Below are 21783 nucleotides of genomic sequence, written 5' to 3'. Positions count from 1 at the left end.
GGGGCTCGCGCCTCCTACGCCAATGCTCAGCGCGCCAGCACGCCGTCGATCCAGCGATCCACCACCGCCGTCGCCGGATAGACGGGATCGCCCAGCGCCCGGTTGATTTCCATATGGCCGCGCAGTCCCCGGCCGGCAAAGCCCTGCACCGTCACCCGTGCGCCCGCCGCCGCGAGCGCGCGCCCCAGCGCTTCGGACTGGCGCGTGCCGTCCACACGCTCCACGTGCAGGATCAGGAAGTCGCGGGCATTGGGCGCGGCGGCCTGCAAGGTGGGCGAGAGCGCGCGCTGACGGGCGGGATCGCGGCCGAACGCGGCATCATAGGTGCCGCCCATGATCCGCGGGCCATCGGCCATCTGCGCGGGCACGTCATAGGCCGCGCCGTCGAGCAGCACGACGCCGGCAAGCCGGTCCAGGCCCCAGCCCGCCTTGCGGAGATAGACGGGATCGGTCGCGACCAGCGCCGCCAGATGCGCGCCCGCGCTGTGCCCCATCACCACGATCTTGCCCGGATCCACGCCCAGCGCGCGCGCATGCCGCGCCAGATAGGCCAGCGAATCGGCGACGTCCTGCGCCTGTTCCTCCACTGTCGCGCCCGGCACGAGCCGATAGTCGACGCTGGCAAAGGCGAAACCGCGCCCGGTGAAATGGGCGATCTTCGCCGCGCCGGTCGCATTGCCCTTGTCGCCCCGCTGCCAGCCGCCGCCATGGACGAACACCACCAGCGGCGCGGCATCCCCTGCGCCCTTGTAGAAATCCAGCTTCTGCAGCTGCGCCGTGCCATAGGCGATCTCGCGCGCCGGCGCGGATTGCGCGGACGCGGGCATGGCGGCGAGCAGGAACGGCAGCAGGATCAGGGATTTGCGCATCACGCACCTCATCAGCCGGGCAGGCGAAGGATATGCGCGCGGCACACGGGCGCGTCCAACGATCTTGTGTAACCAGATGTGTCAGCCGGGCATGGGCCCGCTCGGCATTCGGAAAGCCTCCCCCGGAGGGAGAGGAATATTGGCGACACCTCGCAATGCTGATGTCGATGCGACCCCGGCGCGTTTCAGATCTGCAGGATCAGCAGATTGCCGAGGATCACGACGGCGCAGACCCACATCAGGATCGCCTTGGTCCGGTCCGCCCGGAACTGTTCCCACCCGCCCCAGACGAGCGCGCCCATGGCGATCACCGCGATGCTGAGCCAGAGCGGCTCCAGGCCGGGATCGGGCATCAGCCGGCGATCAGCCAGACGAGCAGCCCGGTCATCCCGATCACGCCGCCGAACAGCGCGATCATCCGGGGATCGCCGCGATAGGCGATGCGCAGCACTCCCCAGAGGAAATAGCCGAGCGCGCGCGCACCGACGCTCATGACGTTGGCAATCACGGCGCCGAGGCGGCTGGCCACCGGGTCAGTCTTTCCCGGCAAGGACTTGGGCATAGGCATCGGGATCGGCATTGCCCCCGGAAAGGATCACGAGCAAGCCCGGCTTCACGTCCAGCTTGCCCGCAAGCAACGCCGCCAGCGCCACTGCCCCGCCCGGTTCCACCACCACCCGCAGCCTGGCCGCGGCCCAGCGCTGGGCCGCGCGCACTTCCGCCTCGCTCACCGCCAGCCCGGTCGCCCCCCGCCGCGACAGCACGTCGAAAGTCAGCGGCGAGACGCGCGTGGTCTGCAGCGCGTCGCATGCCGTGGGCGGCGGATTGTCTCCCACCGGCTCGATCCACCCGGCATCGAGGCTGCGGCGCATATCGTCCCAGCCCTCGGGCTCGACGGTGACGATCTCGGCATCGGGCAGCGCCAGCGCCAGGCCCGCCGCCAGCCCGCCGCCGCCACAGGGCACCAGCACGTTCGCGAAATCGGGCAACCGGGCCTCGACGATCTGCGTCATCGCCTCGATCCCGGCGCTCCCCTGCCCCTCGATGATCCAGGGATCGTCGAAGCTCGGCACCAGCGTCGCGCCGCGGGCATGGGCAAGGTGCGCGGCGATCTTCTCGCGGCTCTCGGTCATCCGGTCATAGGAGACGATCTCCGCGCCCATCGCCAGCGTTGCGTCGCGCTTCACCCTGGGCGCGTCGGCGGGCATCACGATCACCGCCGGGATGCCAAGCTTCTTCGCCGCCCAGGCGACTCCCTGCGCATGATTGCCCGAGGAAAAGGCGACCACGCCCTTCTCGCGCGCCGGATCGTCCAGCGCAGTGAGTCGATGCCAGGCGCCGCGGATCTTGAACGCGCCGATCGGTTGCAGGCACTCGGCCTTGAAGCACACCGGCACTCCACGGATTTCCTGAACGAACAGAGGAGTTTGCGGAAGGATCTCGGCGACCTTCGAGGCAGCGTCGCGAACGCCCGCGCGTGTAGGTTGTCGCACAATTGTCACAATTCACCCCCGCCGTAATATTCCGGGCCTCGAATCACTTTACACCCCGATCCAACGTCCTTATGTGCCGCCTTCCGCTGCCCCATGGGACTTCCAACCGCAAGGCAGCTTTTGTCAACGATCGCCGTAAGGCACTTGGAGGTCCCTTGAGTTGCACAAGCATCATCGCGCGCTGGGGTTAGCGCCCCTCTCGACCGCCGGCTCCACCGTGACCGGCCTCGACATCGCCAAGCAGGGTCCGGTTCAGCCGGTCACGCTCGTCCGTCCGCACGCCGCGGCACGGGCCGCCCGGTTCTTCGTCGAGAAGTTCCCGGGCAGGGCAATGTATGCCGTGAAGGCGAATCCCTCGCCCGAACTGCTGCGGATCCTGTGGGACAACGGCATCGCCACCTATGACGTGGCGTCGATCGGCGAGGTTCGCCTGGTCGCGCGCACGCTGCCGGAAGCGACGCTCTGCTTCATGCACCCGGTCAAGGCCGAGGAAGCGATCGAAGAGGCGTATTTCACGCACGGCGTCCGCACCTTCTCGCTCGACAGCCTCGAGGAGCTGGAGAAGATCGTCCGCGCCACCAGCCGCGACGGCGTGGCCGCGAGCGACCTGACGCTCTGCGTGCGCCTGCGCGTCTCGTCGGAGCATTCGAAGCTCAGCCTCGCGTCGAAGTTCGGCGCCGGCCCGGGCGAAGCCGCCAAGCTGCTGTTCGAGACCCGCCAGGTCGCCGATGCGCTGGGCATCTGCTTCCATGTCGGTTCGCAGGCGATGTCGCCGGATGCCTATTCGAACGCGATGGAACGCGTGCGCGCGGCGATCGTCGAGTCGGCCGTCACCGTGGACGTGATCGACGTCGGCGGCGGCTTCCCCTCGGTCTATCCGGGCATGACTCCGCCGCCGCTCGAAGCCTATTTCGAGACGATCCACCGCGCGTTCGAGAGCCTGCCGATCTCCTATTCGGCCGAGCTCTGGGCCGAGCCGGGCCGTGCGCTGTGCGCCGAGTACAGTTCGATCGTGGTGCGCGTGGAGCGCCGCCGCGGCGCGGAGCTGTACATCAACGACGGCGCCTATGGCACGCTGTTCGATGCCGCGCACATCGGCTGGAAGTTCCCGGTCGAGCTGCTGCGCGAGCCGGAATCGAACGCCAAGGACGTCGAGTTCAGCTTCTACGGCCCGACCTGCGACGATCTCGACTACATGAAGGGCCCGTTCCTTCTGCCGGCCGACACCCGTTCGGGCGATTATTTCGAGATCGGCATGCTGGGTGCCTATGGCTCGGCGATGCGCACCGCGTTCAACGGCTTCGGCACCGACGCGACCGTCACCGTGACGGACGAGCCGATGGCCTCGATGTATGTCGAGCTTTCGGAACGCCGCCCGGCGTGGAACGTCGTAAAGCTGTAACGTCACAGGTCTTTAAGTTCGTCATCCCCGCGAAGGCGGGGATCCATTCTGGCTGGTAACAGTGAGGCTCACTGCATTCGGCGAAAATGGATCCCCGCCTGCGCGGGGATGACGGATTGTTGTTTCGGGGCTATCGGCCCCGCATCTGGGTTACCGCGTCCCCTTTGAATGACGGCGGCATGGCAAGATATGGGAGACCCCATGACCGACACCCTCACCAAGACCGCGGCGGCCAACGCCCCGATCAACGACACCCGCAAGGCGGAACTGCTGTCGAAGCAGGTCAAGCACATCGACATCAAGTCGTTCGACGCGCGCCCGATCGTCGACGCGATGGCCGATATGAGCTTCACCAGCCGCGACCTCGGCCGCGCCACCAAGATCTACAACGACATGCTGGCCGACAAGGACTGCACCGTCGTCCTGGTGATCGCCGGCTCGACTTCGGCCGGCGGCTGCATGGACCTCTATGCCGAGCTGGTGCGCAACAACATGGTCGACGTGATCGTCGCCACCGGCGCCACCATCGTCGACATGGATTTCTTCGAGGGCCTGGGCCACAAGCACTATCAGGCGCTCGAGATCCCCGACGACGACACGCTGCGCTCGCTCTATATCGACCGCATCTACGACACCTACATCGACGAGGAGCAGCTCCAGGACTGCGACCACACGATCAACAAGATCGCGGAATCGCTCGATCCCAAGCCCTATTCGTCGCGCGCCTTCATCCGCGAGATGGGCAAGTATCTCGTCGAGCACGGCAAGAAGGACAACAGCCTGGTCAAGCTCGCCTATGAGCATGACGTGCCGATCTTCTGCCCGGCGTTCGTCGACTCGTCGGCCGGCTTCGGCCTGGTCAAGCACCAGGTGGACGCCGCCAAGGAAGGCCGTCCGTACATGGTGCTCGATGCCATCGCCGATTTCCGCGAGCTCACCGAGATCAAGATCCAGGCGGGCACCACCGGCCTGCTGATGATCGGCGGCGGCGTGCCGAAGAACTTCATCCAGGACACCGTCGTCTGCGCCGAGATCCTCGGCCATGAGGATGTGGAAGTGCACAAATACGCCGTGCAGATCACCGTCGCCGACGTGCGCGACGGCGCCTGCTCGTCCTCGACCCTCCAGGAGGCGGCGTCGTGGGGCAAGGTCAACACCGGCATCGAGCAGATGGTGTTCGCCGAAGCGGGCTCGGTCATGCCGCTGCTGGCGTCGGACGCCTATCATCGCGGCCATTGGCGCGAGCGCGTCAAGCGCGGCTGGGCGAAGCTGTTCGCCTGATCGCCTGCCTCAGGACGAAGGAAACGGGGCGGCCGGGGACATTCCCGGCCGCCCTTTTCCTTTGCCGGTCAGCGCACGAAGAAGGCGGTGCGCGCGACGCCCGCATTGTTGGTCGGCCCCATCCATGCGCGGACCTCGACTTCGTAGAGGCCGGAAGCCGTGGCCGGGAGGCTCGCGGCGAACGTGCCCGATACCACGTCGAATTGCAGTCTCACCGGGCGAGAGGCCGTGCCGTTGACCGTCACATGGGCTTCGACCTCGGCATCGCTCGCTTGCCAGGGGCCATTTTGCGAGAGCGCGCAGCCGCACAACATGGTGACCCCCACGCGCAGCCCCACCCTCTCGCCCTTCTTCGTCCACTGATAGGCGACGGGATCGGCGATATCCACGATCAGCCCGGGCAGTTCGATCAGCCAGCCGTCCCCGGCGGTCAGGTGATGCCCGGGCAGGATCCATTGCGTGCTGGTCGCAGTCGTCACCGCCTGGGGCTGGCCGAGGGGGCCTGTCGCCTGCACCGTCACCCGGCGCGGGCGGTCGATGTCCAGCCGGGCCCGGAACACGGCGGAATCCGCGTCGGACTTCCTGGCGCCCCGTTCCCCGCCCATGATCCGCTGGGTGTCGCCCGTCGTGCCCGAAGTCGTGCCCCGTGCGAGCGTCTCGCCGGTATCGGCATCGGTCAGGACGATTCGGACGGGCGCGGCATAGCCGCCGAGGAACTTGGCACCGCGCGCGATCACGCGGACGTCCACATCGGTCGGATCGGCCATTGCCGGCTGGGCCAGGAAAGCGGCCGCGCACATCGCGAGACCCGGGCAGAAACGCATCGTCATGCTCCTCGAAGAAGAAAATGGATGGCATCGCATCAGTTGGCGGCCGGCGGCGAGGCAAGATCCCTGAGGATCGCCGCGATCCGCGCATTGCCCGGATCGAGCGCCAGCGCACGCGCATAGCTTGCGCGCGCGGCTTCGATGCGCCCCAGCGCGCGACAGGCTTCGCCAAGGCTGTCATGCGCGTTCGACGAACCGGGAAACCGCTGCACGTTCCACGCGAACGGGAACAGCGCGGCTTCCACGTCGAGGATCTGCATGGCGTCATAGCCGACGCGGTTCACGATCGCCTCCACGGCATCCGGCGGTGCGGCCGCGTCCAGGAGGTCGATCGCCTGGCGCCAGCGTCCGGAAGCGAGGCCGCGAAACAGCTCCTCCTCCCATAGTTCGGTCGCGCGTGCGGCCCCCGGCATCACCAGGTCGGCGAGCAGGGTCGCCAGCCGGTGCCGGTCGAAGGTCGAGCGCCCGCCATTGTCGAAATAGATCACGGTCGCACAATCGCCCGGATCCGCCGTCCGGAAGAAATGCCGCCAGACCAGGCGGACGTCGCCGCCATGGCCGACGATGGTGACGTCGCCGTGCCGGTAATATTCCCAGCCATGGCTGTGCCAGGCGGCCGCACCGCCAGGCATCGGAAAGGGCGGCCAGGACGCACGCAGCGCTCCGAGCGGCAACAGGTCGCCGCGCAGCAGCGCCTGGCTCCACCGCACCATGTCGGCCATCGTCGTGAAGACCCCCGTCGAACCGAACGCATAGTTCGGCATGGACGGCAGCGCGAATGGAGCCGGCAGCCCGCCGCGCCCGAGGATCGGCCGATAGCTCGATACCAGCCCCGGCAATCGCACCGCGCCGTCCGGATAGCCGGTATGATAGCCGGTGCGGCGCATCCCGGCCGCCCGGAACTGGCGGGCCGCCAGCGCGGTGAGCGCGGCGCCGCTGGCCTGCTCCAGCGCCATGCGGGCGAACAACATGTTGGTCTGGTTATAGTCGTTGCGGGTGCCGGTCGCGAAGCGCAGCGGCTTGTCGCGGATGGCGGCGAGCGCCTGGTCCTCGGTCGGCGCGACGAAATCCGGGATATAGTCCGGCAACCCCGACACATGGGCAAGCGCCTGCGCCAGCGTGATCCCGCGCCACGCTTCCGGCAGCCCGTCCCGGACCCGGGCGAGCGGCGTGGACAGGTCGAGCGCTCCGCGCCCGACGGCCTTCGCCAACTCGACGATCAGGAACAGCTTGGAGACGGAGAAGATGGGATAGACGGATCGGGCCGTGATCCGCGCGCCGGTATCGCGATCCGCCAATCCGGCGTGGCGGACATGGACGAGCCTGCCGCGCCGCAGCACCGCCGCGGAATAGCCGACCGTGCCATAGCCCGATGCCGTGGCGTCGAGCAGATCGTCCAGCCGCTTCGCCATCGACGCGCCGGCGAACGCGCACGCCGCCGGCATGGGGAGTGCCGACGCCGCCATCCCCGCCAGGCCGAGGCCCAGGACATGGCGCCGACCGGGCAGGAACAGGTCATCCTCTGACGGCATTTGGCGATTCCCTTGCGTGATGCGTGTCGATCGGGAATCGGCTATCGTACCCGGTCGAAAGGGCCGAATGACATCTCGTGACCTGATCTGACATCGGGCGACCGGACCGGCATGGGCGTTTCTTTGTAGTGGACGATGTGATGCTTCGCTTCGACGATTTCCGCCTGGATCCTGCCGCGCTGCAGATCTTCCGGGGAGGCGCGCAGCTCGATGCGCCGCCGCAGGTGGTGGAAGTCCTCGGCTATCTGATCGACAATGGCGGGCGGACCGTGGGCAGGCAGGAACTGCTCGATCGGTTCTGGCCCCGCGCCGGAACGGGCGGGGACGCATCGCTCAACACCTGTATCCGCCGCATCAGGGCCCTGCTCGGCGACGAGGCCGACACGCCGCGCTACATCCGGACGCGGCCGAGATCCGGCTATCGCTTCATCGGCGCGATCCAAGCCACAGCCGTGGCCGGGCCGTCCCGCCGTCTTGGTCGCCTCGCGGCCGCGGGCGGCCTGTTCGCCGCCCTTGCCGTCGGCGGTGCCGTCTGGGCGCAGGCCACGGTCTTCCGGCCCCAGCACCGTATCGCCATCGAAGGGGTCCAGGGCCTGTGCGAATATGTGCTCTTCCCCAAGTTCAATGCGGGCCTGCGCGAGAGCTTCCTCGCCGAGGTCGGCAACGGCCTGCCCCGGGGCTATAGCGTCGCCACCACCGACGAGGGCGCCGATCTCCTCGCCCGCATCAGCGTGCGGCAGACACCGCGTCAGACGGTCGTCGTGATCAATCTCGTCGATCGCAGCGGCGGGCGCCTGCTGTGGTCGGGGCAGTTCGTCGGGGCGACCGACACCAACGACTATCTGCCCCTGCAGCGCGCATTGGCGCAGCACATGGCGCGCGGGCTCCGAAAGGCGCTTGCCGAACGCACCTGAAGGGTATCGCCGGCTATCCTCGACTTGCCTCGCTGCAACATGGCGGCATCAATCCGGATGCAGTGCACCGGCTGACGCATCAGTGAGAGATGAATGCCCCGTCTGACCGAAGCGACTGCCGCCAAGCGGCGCATGCACATATTGGATGCGACCGCGCATTGCCTGTTCGAACGCGGGCTGCTCGCCACTTCGGTCGACAATGTCTGCACCCAGGCCGGGATCAGCAAGGGCGCCTTCTACAGCCATTTCCCGAGCCGCGACGCGCTGATCCACGCCGTGACGGACATGCTCGCCGCCGAACTGGGTCCGATCGAGGATGGCAGCATCGCGACGCTGGCCGATTCGGTGTTCGAACGCCGAATCGCCCCCGCCCTCCCCCCGGCCCATGCCCGGTTTGGCATCGAGGTCACCGCCGCCAGCACGGGCGATAGCGGCCTGCGCGAGCGCAATACCGCCAATCTCGAGCGGCTCCGTCACGCAGTGGAAGCCGCAGCCCACCGCCTGATCGCCGCCGGCAAGGCACGGGCAGATGCCGATGCCGCCACGGTGGGCTGGCTGGTCCAGGCGCATGTGATGGGCGTGCTCTGCCGCAACGCGGTCTGGCCGGCACAGGACGCGGCGGCGCTGCGCCGCGGCACGCATCTGCTCCTCGAAAGCCTGCTCGCGCCGGTTTAGTTGCATTTGCGAACCGATTGGGCCAGCCTCCCGGCTTCACACGCAGTGGGAGGGGCTGCAATGCATAGTCAAATCCTGGCGCCGGTGGTGGTGCTCGTCGCCTGGACGCTCGTCATGCTGGTCTGGACGATCGTCACCCGCGTTCCCGCGATGAAGGCGGCAGGCATCGACATGGGCAAGCTGATCGGCAGCAAGGGCACCGATGCCGACAAGGTGCTGCCACCGGCGGTCCAGTGGAAGGCACACAACTACAACCATCTGCACGAGCAGCCGACGCTGTTCTATGCGATCGCACTGACGCTCGCGCTGCTCGGCCAGGGCCAGGGCCCCAATCTGTGGCTCGCATGGGCCTATGTGCTCCTGCGCATCGCGCACAGCCTGGTACAGGCGACCTTCAACAAGGTCTCGGTCCGCTTCCTGTTCTTCCTGCTCTCCACCCTGGCGCTGGTGACGCTGACGGCGAGCGCGGGGGTGGCGGTCTTCGCACCGGCCATGACGGTGAGCGCCGGTTGAACAATCCTCCCCCTCCGGGGGGGGGGGATTTTTGAGGACTAGCCGAACATCCGGTTCAGGCTGCGCTCCAGCATCAGCAGCTGCCAGAGCGTCCGGCCATGCTCCGCCCGCCCCGCCTTGTGATCGGCGGCGAGCTTCTCGATCGCGTGCAGGTCGAACCAGCCGGTGCTGGCGAGCAGCTTCGAGCGCCCCAGCGCAGCCGCCTCATCGGCCAGCGCCTTGCGGAACCAGGCGCTGATCGGCGTCACGAAGCCCATCTTCGGCCGGTAGAGCACATCCTTGGGCAGATAGGGCTCCATCGCCTTCTTCATCAGCCACTTGCCCTGCCCCGCCCTGATCCGCAGCGACGGCGGCAGCGTCGCCATGAACTGGACGAGCCGATAGTCGAGCAGCGGCTCGCGCGCCTCCAGGCTCACCGCCATGCTCGTGCGGTCGACCTTGGTGAGGATATCGCCCGGCAGCCAGTGCCGGATATCGGCATATTGCGCACGGTCGAGCGCATCGCGGGCCGGCGCCTGGCGCATCGTATCGGTATAGCGCTGCTCGGCGCTGTGCCCGGCCAGCGCCTTTTTCATGGCATCCGAATAGAGCGCGTTGCGCAGCGCCGGGCCGGTGACGCCCACGGCCTTGGGATAGGCGAACTCGCCCCCTTCGGCCAGCGCCAGGAATGTCGTCTTCGCGCGGAACGGGCGCGGCGCCCAGTCCGCCTTGGGATAGAGCCGGCCGAGCGTGCCGAACACATTCTCGCGCAGCCCCTGCGGCAGCAGCGCGCGCGCGCGTTCCTCGGCGGCGAAGAACCGGTAGCGGCGATAGCCGGCCAGCGCCTCGTCCGCGCCGTCGCCCGACAGCGCCACCGTCACGCTCTCGCGCGCCAGTTCGCACACCCGGTAGGTCGGCAGCGCCGAGGCGTCGGCAAAGGGCTCGTCGAACGCGCCCACCAGCGTGTCGATCAGCGCGAAATCGTCCGCCGCCACCTTGCGCGTCCGATGCGCGGTGGCGAAGCGCTCGGCGACCATCTGGGCATAGCCGGTCTCGTCATGATCCGCCTCGTCGAAGCCGATCGTGCAGGTCTTCACCGCCGCCTTGCTCGCCTCGGCCATCAGCGCCACCACCGCCGAGCTGTCGACGCCGCCCGAGAGGAACGCGCCGAGCGGCACATCGGCGATCATGCGCGCGCGCACCGCGCTCCGCATCAGGTCGATCAGTTCGGCCTCGAGGTCGCGCAGCTTGCCGCTTGCGCGCTGCGAGAAGTCGATGTCCCACCAGCGCTGCGGCTGCGGCACCGGCTTGCCGCGCTCCAGCAACAGGAAATGCCCCGCCGGCAGCTTGCGCACCCCCGCCAGGATCGAGGAATCGTCGGGCACATAGCCGAGCCCCAGATAGTCCTCGACCGCCTTGAAGTCCGGCGTACGCCGGAACAGCGGATGCGCGAGCAGCCCCTTCAGCTCCGAGGCGAAGGCGAGCGCTCCGTCCGACAGCTCGGCATAATGGAGCGGCTTCACGCCGAACCGGTCGCGCGCCAGGAACAGGCTCTGGGCACCGGCGTCATAGAGCGCGAAGGCGAACATGCCGTTCAGCCGGTCGAGCATCCGGGGGCCCCAGGCCCGCCAGCCGTGCAGCAGCACCTCGGTATCGCTGTCGGTGGCGAAGCGGGCGCCCTTGGCCTCCAGCTCGGCGCGCACTTCCCGGAAATTGTAGATCTCGCCATTGTAGGTGACGACCAGGCCCTGGTCGGGCGTGGCCATCGGCTGGATGCCGCCTTCGAGGTCGATGATCGCGAGGCGCCGATGCCCCAGCCCCACGCCCGCGCTGGTCCACACCCCCGAGCCGTCCGGTCCGCGATGGACCAGCGCATCGGTCATCTGCACGATGCGCGCGGGGTCCACCGGCTTGGCGAGGGCGGGATAATACAGGCCGGCGATGCCGCACATTCAGCGATGCTTCCTCATATGTGCCGGCTTAGCCCGCCTCCCTCCTGCCGTCATCCCTGCGATGGCGGGGATGACGGCAGGAGGGAAGTCAGCGCACCCCTGCCATGCGATCGGCGAGGTTCTCCACGGGACCAAGCGCGCCCAGGAAGTCCTGGATCGTCGCATGGGCGCCCTTGTCGCTCCCTTGCTCGGCCGAGAGCAGCACCGCCACGCCGGCCTGGCTGCCGCCGAGCAGCTTGGTCTTCAGCGTCTCCAGCTTCACGCGCTTGTCGCTGCCGGTCAGCACGCCGCCGATCCGGTACCAGGTGACCACTTCGCGCTCGATGCGGCCGGGGCCTGTCATGCGCAGCGCGGTGCCGCGGCGGATGGGGCCCAGGTCCTCGATCTTCACCCAGCGATCATTCTCGCGGATCGCACCGATGCCGAAGCCGACCAGCTCGCGCCCCTCGTGCTGCGTCGCATAGACCGCTACCGCCAGGTCGACGCTCCGGCCCGTCGCATCGGCATAGCGGCCGATCAGGAAATGGTCCGCGCCCGGGAAGTTGGGCGACCAGGCCGCGCGAATGCTGGAGGGCACGCGGTGCCAGCCGGGCAGATCGGGCAGCGCCACGCGTGCCGGCACGGGCGCCGCGCGCGCATCGTTGAAGCTGGACCAGCCGAGGAACAGGCTTGCCACCAGCAGCACCAGCAGCCCCGCGACCGGCGCATCCGCCCGGCGAGCCGGCACCGCCTGCAGCGCCGCGGGATCGAACCAGCGCGCATCGGGGTCGCGATCGAACCATTTCCAGCCGATCGCCAGCACCGCGGCCATCACCAGCGCGAAGAACACCCAGCCATAGACGATATGGTCGAACCCCGTCGCCGCCTCCACCGAAGTCCACCAGGCCGCATAGATCGTCCCGAAGGCGCGCAGGCCGTTGGCGAGGATCGGCACCACGATCGCCGCGACCAGAAAGGCCGCGCGCCGGCGCCACGAGACATAGCAGACATTGGCCACCAGTACGCCGAACGCGATCATCGCGATCACGAACTTGGCGCCCGAACAGGCCTCGGCCACTTCGAAATAGCCGTTGGAAGTGGTGATGAGCACGCCGTCCACGCTGGCGGGCACGCCGAACAGATGCAGCATCGGCATCACCATCGCGATGGTGATGTCCTGTAGCGGCCCTTCGAGGAAATCGCCGAAGGGCACCAGGAACGCCATGTAGCAGAGCGGGAAGAGCAGCGCCCGGGCGACGTTCGGCCCCAGCACGGTCACCACTGCGCCCTGGAGCATCAGCGCCAGCCCGGCGTGGCGGAACAGCGCCACGCCCGCGGCATCGCCCACCATCCAGCCGAACCCGCCCGCCGCGACGACCGCGAGGCCGGGCCACCAGCCCTGCGGCGCCACCCGGGCAAGCTCGGCCCGGCGCTGCCATACCAGCCAGGCGATCACCGGCGCGATGAACAGGCAATGCCCGAACGTGGTGTTGGTCCAGTAGATCGTCGCCAGGTCCGCGGTGTCGCGGTGGAAGATCGCCAGCAGCGCCAGCCACACGCCGGCCAGGATCGCGGCATGCCGCTTCCAGCGCGCGTCGAACACGGCAACTGCGGGGCCCTTGCTGCTGGCACCCACGCCTGAGGGGATCGATATCTCGGCCAAGCAAATTCTCCCGTCATCCCCGCGGGGACGCCGGGAGAATAGCCGGGAATGACGAAGAAATGGGTAACGGAGACAGCGAATTACGCCGCCCGGCGCGGCTTCTTCGGCACGTCGGTGATACGGGAGACGCGCTCTTCCTTGGCGGGGCGCAGCGGCTGGCCGAGCACTTCGTCGAGCGGGCTCAGCCGCGCTTCCCAGCTGTAGCGGTCGATCACGCGCTGCCGCGCCGCCTCGCCCAGCTCGGCCGCCTTGCGGCGGTTGGAGAGCAGCCGGGTGACGTGCTCTGCCATCTCGCCCACCGTCGCGCCCACCAGGATCGTGCCGCCATGGTCGATGCCCGTCGCGGCGGCTTCGCTCGCCACCACCGGCCGCGCCATCGCCATGCCCTCGAGCACCTTGTTCTGGATGCCCCGCGCCAGCTTGAGCGGCGCGACCACCACCGCGGCCTGGGCCAGCCAGCCGCGCACGTCGGGCACTTCGCCGATCACCGCCACGCCCGGATGCCTGGCCAGCGCCTTCACTGCGTCGGTCGGGTTGCGGCCGACGATGATGAAGCGCGCGTCGGGATGGGCCAGTCGGATATGCGGCAGGATCGTCTCGACGAACCAGGTCACTCCCTCGATGTTCGGGCGATAGTCCATCTGGCCGGTGAAGACGATCGTCGACCCCATCACGTCGACGCGCTTGAAATGCGCCGAGGGATCGAAATAGTCGGTGTCGATGCCGTTCTCGATCACATGCACCCGGTCGGCGCCGGTGCGCTGGCGGAACAGCTCCGCCTCCGCCTCGCTCACGAACAGGTTCGCATCGGCCCGCCCCGCGATCGCCTTTTCGTGCGCAAGCAGCAGCCGCGCCTCGCGGCCCAGCATCCAGCCCATCGGGCCCTTGCTGCTCTTGGCATAGGCGGCGAACTTGGCCGAATCCATGTCGACAAAGTCCATAATCACGCGCTGGCGCGGCCGCGGCGGAAGATATTGCGCCATCTGGCTCGAGAAGACGTAGATCGTGTCGATCCGGTGGCGCTCGAGGATGTTCTCCACCGCCTGGCGCAGCGCATCATTATCGAACGCGGTGAGCGACACCGGCCGGTGCTGGACCAGCGCCTGGAACCCCGCCACCAGCTGCGACTTGGCCCGCCACACGATCGAGCGGTTGCCGGTATATTTGGTCAGCCCGCCCTTCTGCTTCAGGTCGGCCGGGTCGTCGGCAAAGGCGATCAGGTGGACGCGCTTCTTCGTCGAGAGATATTTCAGGATGTTGAAGCCGCGGATCTTGTCCCCCCGGTCGGGCGGATAGGGAACGCGGTGCGCGAGGAAGAGGATGTCGCCCATCAGCCGAGACCCTTCGCGATCAGGGGACCCGCGCGATTGGCGATCCACAGGGGCAGCTTGCTCCAGACGCGCACCTGGAGCGAATATTTCGGGTTCACCGGGCTCGCGTCGCGCGCCTTGGCGCCTTCCGCCACCCGCTCGTAATAGGTCAGCGGCTGCGGATCGAAGCCCCAGTTCTTCTTGAACGAAGCGGCGCCGGTGCCGGTCTTGGAGCGGCCGAAATCGAAGCGCCGGCAGCCGCGGGTGCGGGCATGGCGCATCAGCTCGAAATACATGCGGTCGTTGGCACGCAGCGCGCGCGCTTCCCGCGTGCCGCCTCCCCAATAGGGATACACGGTGCCGTTCCAGTAAAGGCTCAAGACACTCGACACTGCCACCCCGCCGCGGCGGACTATAAGCACGTCCGCCGAATTGCCAAATTCGCGTAAAACCTCGGAAAACAGAGTCCGGGGAAATACGGGCGTGCCGAGATTGCGGACCGACTCGGCATAGACGGCATAATGGGCCGCGATGTCGCCGGGATTACAGCCGGTCGCGACGTCGAGGTCGTTCTCCAGCGCCTTGCGCACTTCGGCGCGCTGCTTGCGCGGGATGGCCGCGAGCTGCGCGGCGTCGTCTTCGGCCAGCGCATGCACGAAGCCGAGATAGCGCGTGTCGTCCACCCGCCATTCCGGCCCGGGCAGCGGCCCGCCGCGCACTTCCACCACCGGGCATTTCCGCTGGCCGGCGAGGGTCCACGCCGCCTCGGCCAGCTGCGGGACGATGCGCGGATCGTGGGTCAGGATTCCGCCGCCCACGCCGAACCCCGCCGATGCCAGTACGTTGCCGAACAGCGGCGAGCGGATCTCGGTCAGCGGCATCACGCCGGCCAGGTCGCCCCCGGCATTCTCGGCGACCAGATAATGGCTCCGCTGCCCGCAGCCCCGCGCCACCGCGATGCTCCAGGCCGGCAAGTGGAAGGGCGTGCCCTCGGGGTGATCGTGCACGAACGCCCCGATCCGCGCCCGCTCGATCGCGTTGCCCAGATCGGCGATGCGCAGCGCCACGGGCTTGGCCAGCAGAGGCGCGTTCACTTGCGCCGCTCCGCCTTCAGCCGCTCCGCTTCGCGGCTCGCGATCTCGTCCATCCGTCCCCATGCGTGCCCCGCGATCAGCGTCTCGAGCTTGCCCGCCATCGCGCCCAGCCGGCTATAATGGCGCAGCTTCGACTTGAACGGCGCATCCTGCACCCGCGGCTGGCCCGGGTCGATCTCCCAGGGATGGAAATAGAAGATGGCGGGGCGCGCCGCGTCGTTCGCCGCGCGCACCGCGCGATAGGTCACTTCGCCCGGCAGCAGGCGGAAGAAGCCGCCGCCGGTGGTCACTTCGCGGCCCAGGAAACGCGCCAGCGTGATCGGGATCTCGACCAGCTCGGCACCCGGCACCGGCCAGAAGGCTCCACGCGGCGCATCGTGCCAGCCATAATGATCGTGCTTCACCGGCGCGACGCTGGAGGAATAGGCATAGCCCGACTCGGCCAGCACTTCATGCGCCCAGGGCGTGCGGCGGTCGATCGAGAAGCTCGGCGCGCGATAGCCGGTCACCCGGGTTCCGCTCGCATCCTCCAGCGCCTTTCTGGCGGTGGCCAGGTCGGCGCGGAACTGCTCGGGCCCCATGGTGAAGACGCGCTGATGGTCCCAGCCATGGCTGGCGACTTCGTGCCCGGCCTCGGCGATGCGGCGGATCAGCGCGGGATAGCGCTCCGCCACCCAGCCGAGCGTGAAGAAAGTTGCCTTCACGCCGCCCGCCTCGAACAGCGCGAGCACCTTGTCGGTGTTCGCCTCGACCCGGTGCTCGAGCGAATCCCACGCATCGCGCCGGATCGTGTTCTCGAAGGCACCGACCTGGAACCAGTCCTCGACATCGACCGAGAGGGCGTTGACCACCATGCGGATCAGGCCGCGTTCCCGCGGATGGCCGAAAGGTCGGGACGGCGGCCCTGCCCTTCGCCCTGCTCCACCCAGTCGACCAGCAACCCCAGCACGCGGCGCAGCGCCTCGTCCTGGTCGCGCACCTGGCCCTCCAGCTCGGTGATGCGGCGCTGCAGCGCCGGATCGTTCGCCGGCACGGCCATTTCGGGGCGCAGCGGCACCGGATCGGCGGGGCGCGGCGGCGGCACCGGGGCGCCCATCGGCATCGGCGCGACATCGGTCAGTTCATAGGGTTCCGGCTGCGGCGCGGGCGCGAGCACAGGCGCGGGCGCGGGCGCGGGCGAAGGTGCTGGCGCCGCCACCGGCGCGGGCCGATAGCCCGAGACCGGCGTGTCGTCGTTCAGGTCCGCGATCACTGCGGCCAGTTCGTGCGCGCCGAACGTCTCCATCTCCTCGACCGCGCCGAACAGCAGCACGCGGCTGGCAAGCTGGTTGATCCGGCGCGGGCTGCCGCCCGACCAGCGATGGATCGCCGCCACCGCATCGTTGGTGAAGCGCGGTTTGCCCCGCCAGCCGACGCAGGAAAGGCGGTGGATCAGATAGGGCTCGACTTCATCCACCTGCATCGGCTGGAGGTGGTGCATCGCAATCACGCGCTGGCGCAGCTGTTCGAGACGGGGATCGCTCAACGTGAGACGGAACTCGGGCTGGCCGAGCAGGAAGATCTGCAGCAGCGGATAGCCGCCGGCCTGGAAGTTGGAGAGCATGCGCAGCTCCTCCAGGCTCTCGATCGGCAGCGACTGCGCCTCGTCGACCACCACCAGCGTGCGCCGCCCGGTGCGTGCGACGGTGTGCAGCCCGCGCTCGATCGCGCCCAGCATCTCGGCCTTGTTGAGGTTCGACGAGTCGATCCCCAGCCCCTGGCAGACCAGCCGCAGCAGATCCTCGGGGCGCAGCTGGGTCGAGACGATCTTGATCACGTTCAGCCGCTCGCGATCGATCTCGCCCAGCAGATGGCCCATCAGCGTGGTCTTGCCCACGCCGGGATCGCCGGTGATCACCACAAAGCCCTCGCCCTGGCTGAGGCCATAGCCGAGATAGGCCATGGCCTTGCGGTGGGTGGCCGTGTCGAACCAGAATTTCGGATCCGGGGTCAGCTGGAAGGGCCGGCCGCTCAATCCGTAATGGTCGTCGTACATGTGCTTCGTCCCGACGCTTAGAAACCGTAACGCAATCCCAGCAGCGCCTGGGCGCTGGCCGAGCTCTGGCCCTCCCGCTCGAACCCGAACACGCCCGCGGAAAGGGTCGCGCCCAGCCGCCCGAAGCGATGGGTATAGGCCGTATTCGCTCCCCAACCGTAAATCCCGTCATTCCCCGGAATGTCGCTATTGTAATAGCTGCCGAGGATGCTGCCCTGAAGGGCGCCGTTCGGACCCACATCGGTGGAGGCGAAGAGCTGGGCGTAGATGCTGGTGTCGCTGGTGCCGTTGGTGGTGAAGGCAGTGCCGCCCGCCGGCGCGATGAAGTCGCGCCGCGCCCAGCCGCCGCCGATGCCGAAACGGGTGCCGCCGCGGCCGGCCACCGCCACCGCGGTCACGCCGCGCGCGCGATAGGCCGAGGTCGCCGCCGAGGCGAAGACCCCGTTCATGCAGCCGCCCGCCGCCGCGCCCGTGGTGCCGTAGACACAGCCCGAGAACTGGTTGCCGAACGGATCGGTGGTGCTGGCGAGCGCGGTCGGCAGCGTGGCGAGCTGGCCGTTCAGCTGCTGGCCGAAGGTCTGCACCGTGTCATAGACGCCGATCTGGATGCCGCTGCCCGGGCTCGCCTGATAGCTGAGCGAGCCGGTATAGCTCATCGAGCCGTAGCGGCGGCCGACGCGCGCCTCCAGGAAGGTGCGCCGGCTCGGCCGCCAGATCACGCCCGCGTCCCAGAACACGCCGTCCAGGTCATAGGCGATGCGGCGCGGCGAATTGGGATCGGTCTTGAAGCGCCCCGCCCCGTCGACCACCGGGTTTCCGGCGGTATCGCGCAGCGGGTCGCGCTGAGTGATCTTGATCTGCTCATAGCCGACGCCGCCTGCCACGGCGAGGCCCTGCGCCACCGGCAGCACCACGTCGCCGCGGCCATATTTGCCCTCGAAGCGCTGGTCGAGCTGGCCGGCATCCTCGCGCGTGTAGGCACCGCTGGCAGTGATGCCGACGGGCAGCACGGTGCCCGATTTCACGCCGACGCTGGCGGTTGCGACATGCACCTTGGAATCGTCGTAATTGTCGAGCCGCGGCTGACCCGGCGCCACGCCGGTCTGCCCGGGCGCCTCGACCTTGGTGTAGCCGAAGCGATAGGCGCCGTTGACGAACATCGGCCCCAGATGCGTCGCCACGTTCGGCCCGATATAGCCCGAGAAGACCTGGGCCGAATTGCTGAAATTGCCGACATTGCTGGTCTGCACGTCGCCCCGGATGTCCGAGCGGGTGCGCGTCGCGATACCGCCCGCCTCGATCGAGAAGCCCGGCGCCACCTTCGCCTTCACGGTCGCCAGGCCGCTGTGCGTGTGATCGTTGTTCAGCTTGTTCTGATAATCGAACCGGTGCTCGTAGCGATAGCTAACCTGCACCTCGACGCGGCGCGACTGGACCGAGGCGTCGATCCCCGCGCCGATCGTCGAATAGGTCAGCACGTCGCCGCCGTTGAGATCGGCCGCGACCACCTGGCTCGCATCGATATACGGCGTGATGCGCGCGCGCTGCGCGCTGGCCGGCGCGGCGGCCATGACGGCGGCAAGCGCCGCGCCCGTGACGATGAGCCGCTTCACCGGCCTTCCTCCCCATATTCGTAATAGCTGCCGAACCGCCGCCCGCCCGGCTGGAACGACACGGAATTGAGCACGAGCTGGATATGCTCGCAGGCATCGAGCGTGTTCACCGCCTGGCGCAGATCGCCCTCGCTGGTCCTGTCGGCGCGCACCACGAGCATCACCTGCCCCACGTGCAGCGCCAGCACCGATGCGGGGGACGCGGCCAGCGCGGGCGGCGAATCGAAGATCACGATGCGGCGCGGATTGGCCTCGGCCAGCCCGTCGAGCAGTGCGCGGGCACGATCGCTCGCCAGCAGCTCGGTGTCGCTGATGGAGCGCGCGCCGGCCGGCAGCACCGAAAGCTGCGGCACGTCGGTGTCGATGATGCAGTCCTCGACGCTCGCCACCGATCCCGCCAGCACGTCGAGCAGGCCCGGGCCGTCCGGCAGGCCCAGGCGCGGCAGCACGTCCGGCTTGGGGAAGTCGGCATCGACCAGCAGCACCTCAACGTCCTTCTCGGTCGCCATCGAGAGCGCGAGGTTGATCGCGCAGAAGGTCTTGCCTTCGCCCGGCTGGGCCGAGCAGACCAGGATCATGCGGGCGCGGTCGGCCGCCTTGGCGGTATCCTTGGCGGCAACGGCGCGGGCGGTGAGCAGCAGCTGGCGCTTCACCATGCGGAACTCCTCGGCCAGCGGCGTGATCGCCGCGCCGGGCATCAGCATCCCGCCCCGTTCGAGCACGTCGCGGTCGAGCGACGCCGTGCGGCGTCCGGCCGGGCGTGCGGTGGCGATCTGCGGCTCGGGCTCGGCGGGGATGCCGCGCGCGAGCGCCGGCTGCACCGGTTCGGGAGCGGGCTCGGGCTCGGGCTCGGGCTCGATGATGGGTTCGGGCACCTGCTGCACCCGGGCCGGCTCGGGCGCCGGCGGCACGGGCGCCGGCTCGACCTGGGCTTCGGGCTGCGGCACCGGGGGCTGCGGCACCGGCGGCGGGGCCACCACCGCGGGTTGCGCCGCCGGTGCCATGGCGCGCTTGCGCACCGGCGGCGGGGCCGGCGTTTCCTCCGGCGCCTCGATCGGCGGGGGCGCATAATGGAACGAAGACGCCGCCCGTTCGAGCAGCGACCCCTTGAGCCGGCGGGGAGTCTGGTCGTTCATCTCAGGCTCCCATGCCGCGTTGGAGGAACTCGACGCCGATCAGCCCGACATAGGCGAAGCACAAGGCGGCCAGCCCGCCGGCGAACAGCACCAGCTTCCTGCGGCGCATCGCGGTCTGCGCCGCGGTCACCACTTCGCCGATCGCGCCGATCACCGGCATGCCGCTCGCCTTTTCGAGCTTGGCGGCGGTCGGGAAGGTCGTCGTCAGCTTTCCCAGCGCGAAGGCCGCGGCCAGGCCGGCGCCCAGGCCGGCGATCAGCACGCCGGTGAGCAGCAGCGGCCGGTTGGGCGAGCTCGGTGCGCGCGGCTGGGTGGGCGGATCGACCACGTTGAACTTGTCGGCATCGGCGACATTCTGCGCCTGGCTCGCGATCTTCATCTGCTCGCGCTGGGCGAGCAGCGTGTCGTACTGGCCCTTGAGCACCTGATATTGGCGCTCGATCTCGCCCTGTTCGGCGGCCACGCCCGGCGCTTCGGCCATCTTCGCCTGGAGCAGGTTGAGGTCGCCTTCGATCTGCGCCTTGCGCTGGATCAGCGCGGCGACGGTCGCCTGCTTGTCGGCCCGCATCGATTGCAGGCCGATATAGACCGGATTGGAAGCGCCGGCCGAAGCGCCGCTCACCACCGGTTCGCGCGCCGCCGCACTCTGTGCCGCAGCGAGCTGGTTCTTCAGCGCGATCACGTCGGGATGGCTGTCGGTATAGCCCTTGGCCCGCGCGTCGGCGAGCTGGCCCTGGATCGCCGCGAGCCGCGCCCGCGCCGGGCCGGTCACCGCGCCGCCGCCAGCGCCGGCGACATTGGCCGGGGTGCTCGCCATCTGGGCGTTGACGACGTTGAGGCTCGACTGCGCCGCCGCCAGATCGGACTGGATCTGGGCGAGCTGGGTGCGCGCCGCCGAGACGCGATCGTCGATCGATCCGGTGCCGGGCAGCGAACCGAGATAGCGGTTCTGGAAGTCCGCCTTCTTCGCCTCGGCGTCCGCGAGCTGCTTCTGCCGCGCGTCGAGCTGCTGGTCCATGAAGTCGAGCGACTGGCTCGACTGGTCGCGATTGTCGGAGAGGTTCGCCTCGACGAAGATGTCGATCAGCTTCTGGGTGATCTGGCGGGCGAGCTTGCCGCTCGGCGCGGTTACGCTGATCTCGAACAGATTGTCCTGCTGCGCGGTCAGCTTGATCGCCTTCTGGAGGCCGGCCACCCGGTCCGCCACGTCGCGGTCGGTCGCCACGGTGCGGGCCAGGTCGGTGCCGCGCACCACCTTCTCCAGGTTCACCGCCGCGGTCAGCGTCTGGCGGACCCGGTCGAGATCCTTTTGCTGGTTGAGCGCCGTCGTCCCGTCGGTCGGGATGATCTGGCGCAGCTGCACGAAGATGCGCGCGCGCGATTCATAGTTGTTGGGCATCTGCGACACCACCAGCCAGCCGGCCAGGCAGATGCCCCAGGCCACCGCCAGCGCCACCCAGCGCCGCTGCCAGATCGCGTGCAGTGCGCCGCGCAGCTCGTCGTAGAGGCTCCCCAC

20 protein-coding genes are annotated in these 21783 nt (G+C 68.7%); 5 read left to right on the top strand and 15 right to left on the bottom strand.

The window, feature by feature from the left end; translation table 11 throughout:
• Positions 1–26 precede the first annotated feature (26 nt).
• From FHR20_RS04225 to FHR20_RS04210, 4 genes are all read right to left on the bottom strand, one after another.
• The gene (locus FHR20_RS04225) at positions 27–869 is read right to left on the bottom strand and encodes an alpha/beta hydrolase (RefSeq protein ID WP_167298356.1); all 843 of its coding nucleotides are present in this window, start codon (positions 867–869) and stop codon (positions 27–29) included.
• Between the two features lie 185 nt (positions 870–1054).
• The gene (locus FHR20_RS04220) at positions 1055–1222 is read right to left on the bottom strand and encodes a hypothetical protein (protein WP_167298355.1); all 168 of its coding nucleotides are present in this window, start codon (positions 1220–1222) and stop codon (positions 1055–1057) included.
• Positions 1222–1398: a hypothetical protein gene (locus FHR20_RS04215; protein ID WP_167298354.1), complete on the bottom strand. Its 177-nt coding sequence runs from the start codon at positions 1396–1398 to the stop codon at positions 1222–1224. The genes FHR20_RS04220 and FHR20_RS04215 overlap by 1 nt, the downstream gene beginning before the upstream one ends.
• Positions 1399–1402: 4 nt before the next feature.
• Positions 1403–2371: a pyridoxal-phosphate dependent enzyme gene (locus FHR20_RS04210; protein ID WP_167298353.1), complete on the bottom strand. Its 969-nt coding sequence runs from the start codon at positions 2369–2371 to the stop codon at positions 1403–1405.
• 151 nt (positions 2372–2522) lie between these two features.
• Here FHR20_RS04210 and FHR20_RS04205 point away from each other — a divergent pair, with 151 nt between their 5' ends.
• Positions 2523–3764, top strand: a complete 1242-nt coding sequence (locus tag FHR20_RS04205; RefSeq protein ID WP_167298352.1) for a type III PLP-dependent enzyme — start codon at positions 2523–2525, stop codon at positions 3762–3764.
• Between the two features lie 201 nt (positions 3765–3965).
• Positions 3966–5045 (top strand): 1,9-bis(guanidino)-5-aza-nonane synthase, encoded by a 1080-nt coding sequence (locus tag FHR20_RS04200; RefSeq protein ID WP_167298351.1) that lies wholly within the window; start codon positions 3966–3968, stop codon positions 5043–5045.
• Between the two features lie 68 nt (positions 5046–5113).
• Here the strand turns inward: FHR20_RS04200 and FHR20_RS04195 are convergent, their stop codons facing one another.
• Positions 5114–5869, bottom strand: a complete 756-nt coding sequence (locus FHR20_RS04195; RefSeq protein ID WP_167298350.1) for a hypothetical protein — start codon at positions 5867–5869, stop codon at positions 5114–5116.
• 38 nt (positions 5870–5907) lie between these two features.
• Positions 5908–7404: a serine hydrolase gene (locus tag FHR20_RS04190; protein ID WP_167298349.1), complete on the bottom strand. Its 1497-nt coding sequence runs from the start codon at positions 7402–7404 to the stop codon at positions 5908–5910.
• Positions 7405–7544: 140 nt separating this feature from the next.
• Here FHR20_RS04190 and FHR20_RS04185 point away from each other — a divergent pair, with 140 nt between their 5' ends.
• From FHR20_RS04185 to FHR20_RS04175, 3 genes are all read left to right on the top strand, one after another.
• Positions 7545–8318, top strand: coding sequence for a winged helix-turn-helix domain-containing protein (locus FHR20_RS04185; protein ID WP_167298348.1), 774 nt, complete (start codon positions 7545–7547; stop codon positions 8316–8318).
• 93 nt (positions 8319–8411) lie between these two features.
• Complete coding sequence (locus FHR20_RS04180; protein WP_167298347.1) at positions 8412–8993, top strand: TetR/AcrR family transcriptional regulator; 582 nt, start codon at positions 8412–8414, stop codon at positions 8991–8993.
• Positions 8994–9053: 60 nt separating this feature from the next.
• Positions 9054–9506: an MAPEG family protein gene (locus tag FHR20_RS04175; protein WP_167298346.1), complete on the top strand. Its 453-nt coding sequence runs from the start codon at positions 9054–9056 to the stop codon at positions 9504–9506.
• A gap of 38 nt (positions 9507–9544) precedes the next feature.
• Here FHR20_RS04175 and FHR20_RS04170 read toward each other — a convergent pair whose 3' ends face one another.
• From FHR20_RS04170 to FHR20_RS04130, 9 genes are all read right to left on the bottom strand, one after another.
• Positions 9545–11437, bottom strand: a complete 1893-nt coding sequence (locus tag FHR20_RS04170) for an XrtA/PEP-CTERM system amidotransferase (protein WP_167298345.1) — start codon at positions 11435–11437, stop codon at positions 9545–9547.
• An 88-nt stretch (positions 11438–11525) separates the two neighbouring features.
• Positions 11526–13079 (bottom strand): exosortase A, encoded by a 1554-nt coding sequence (xrtA, locus tag FHR20_RS04165; RefSeq protein WP_208413395.1) that lies wholly within the window; start codon positions 13077–13079, stop codon positions 11526–11528.
• An 80-nt stretch (positions 13080–13159) separates the two neighbouring features.
• Positions 13160–14410 (bottom strand): TIGR03087 family PEP-CTERM/XrtA system glycosyltransferase, encoded by a 1251-nt coding sequence (locus FHR20_RS04160; protein ID WP_167298344.1) that lies wholly within the window; start codon positions 14408–14410, stop codon positions 13160–13162.
• Positions 14410–15483 (bottom strand): FemAB family XrtA/PEP-CTERM system-associated protein, encoded by a 1074-nt coding sequence (locus FHR20_RS04155; RefSeq protein ID WP_167298343.1) that lies wholly within the window; start codon positions 15481–15483, stop codon positions 14410–14412. The genes FHR20_RS04160 and FHR20_RS04155 overlap by 1 nt, the downstream gene beginning before the upstream one ends.
• Entirely contained in the window at positions 15480–16334 is an 855-nt protein-coding gene (locus tag FHR20_RS04150; protein ID WP_167299363.1) for an XrtA system polysaccharide deacetylase, read from the bottom strand. The genes FHR20_RS04155 and FHR20_RS04150 overlap by 4 nt, the downstream gene beginning before the upstream one ends.
• Before the next feature lie 8 nt (positions 16335–16342).
• Positions 16343–17518, bottom strand: a complete 1176-nt coding sequence (locus FHR20_RS04145; protein ID WP_167298342.1) for an ExeA family protein — start codon at positions 17516–17518, stop codon at positions 16343–16345.
• Between the two features lie 17 nt (positions 17519–17535).
• Positions 17536–19131: a hypothetical protein gene (locus FHR20_RS04140; protein WP_341786403.1), complete on the bottom strand. Its 1596-nt coding sequence runs from the start codon at positions 19129–19131 to the stop codon at positions 17536–17538.
• On the bottom strand, positions 19128–20267 hold the full coding sequence (locus FHR20_RS04135) for an AAA family ATPase (protein ID WP_243857114.1): 1140 nt from the start codon (positions 20265–20267) through the stop codon (positions 19128–19130). The genes FHR20_RS04140 and FHR20_RS04135 overlap by 4 nt, the downstream gene beginning before the upstream one ends.
• Position 20268: 1 nt before the next feature.
• On the bottom strand, positions 20269–21783 hold the full coding sequence (locus FHR20_RS04130; RefSeq protein ID WP_167298341.1) for an XrtA system polysaccharide chain length determinant: 1515 nt from the start codon (positions 21781–21783) through the stop codon (positions 20269–20271).

This window comes from Sphingomonas leidyi, assembly GCF_011761945.1.
Classification (GTDB): Bacteria; Pseudomonadota; Alphaproteobacteria; order Sphingomonadales; family Sphingomonadaceae; genus Sphingomonas; species Sphingomonas leidyi.
The sequence above is the reverse complement of the archived record's forward strand: the minus strand, read 5'-3'. Positions and strand labels throughout refer to the sequence as shown.

Bases quoted from the DNA above. Each gene is read 5' to 3' on its own strand.
- FHR20_RS04225 (WP_167298356.1), bottom strand. From the start codon at position 869: ATGCGCAAATCCCTGATCCTGCTGCCGTTCCTGCTCGCCGCCATGCCC.
- FHR20_RS04220 (WP_167298355.1), bottom strand. From the start codon at position 1,222: ATGCCCGATCCCGGCCTGGAGCCGCTCTGGCTCAGCATCGCGGTGATC.
- FHR20_RS04200 (WP_167298351.1), top strand. From the start codon at position 3,966: ATGACCGACACCCTCACCAAGACCGCGGCGGCCAACGCCCCGATCAAC.
- FHR20_RS04195 (WP_167298350.1), bottom strand. From the start codon at position 5,869: ATGCGTTTCTGCCCGGGTCTCGCGATGTGCGCGGCCGCTTTCCTGGCC.
- FHR20_RS04190 (WP_167298349.1), bottom strand. From the start codon at position 7,404: ATGCCGTCAGAGGATGACCTGTTCCTGCCCGGTCGGCGCCATGTCCTG.
- FHR20_RS04185 (WP_167298348.1), top strand. From the start codon at position 7,545: ATGCTTCGCTTCGACGATTTCCGCCTGGATCCTGCCGCGCTGCAGATC.
- FHR20_RS04180 (WP_167298347.1), top strand. From the start codon at position 8,412: ATGCCCCGTCTGACCGAAGCGACTGCCGCCAAGCGGCGCATGCACATA.
- FHR20_RS04175 (WP_167298346.1), top strand. From the start codon at position 9,054: ATGCATAGTCAAATCCTGGCGCCGGTGGTGGTGCTCGTCGCCTGGACG.
- FHR20_RS04170 (WP_167298345.1), bottom strand. From the start codon at position 11,437: ATGTGCGGCATCGCCGGCCTGTATTATCCCGCCCTCGCCAAGCCGGTG.
- FHR20_RS04160 (WP_167298344.1), bottom strand. From the start codon at position 14,410: ATGGGCGACATCCTCTTCCTCGCGCACCGCGTTCCCTATCCGCCCGAC.
- FHR20_RS04145 (WP_167298342.1), bottom strand. From the start codon at position 17,518: ATGTACGACGACCATTACGGATTGAGCGGCCGGCCCTTCCAGCTGACC.
- FHR20_RS04135 (WP_243857114.1), bottom strand. From the start codon at position 20,267: ATGAACGACCAGACTCCCCGCCGGCTCAAGGGGTCGCTGCTCGAACGG.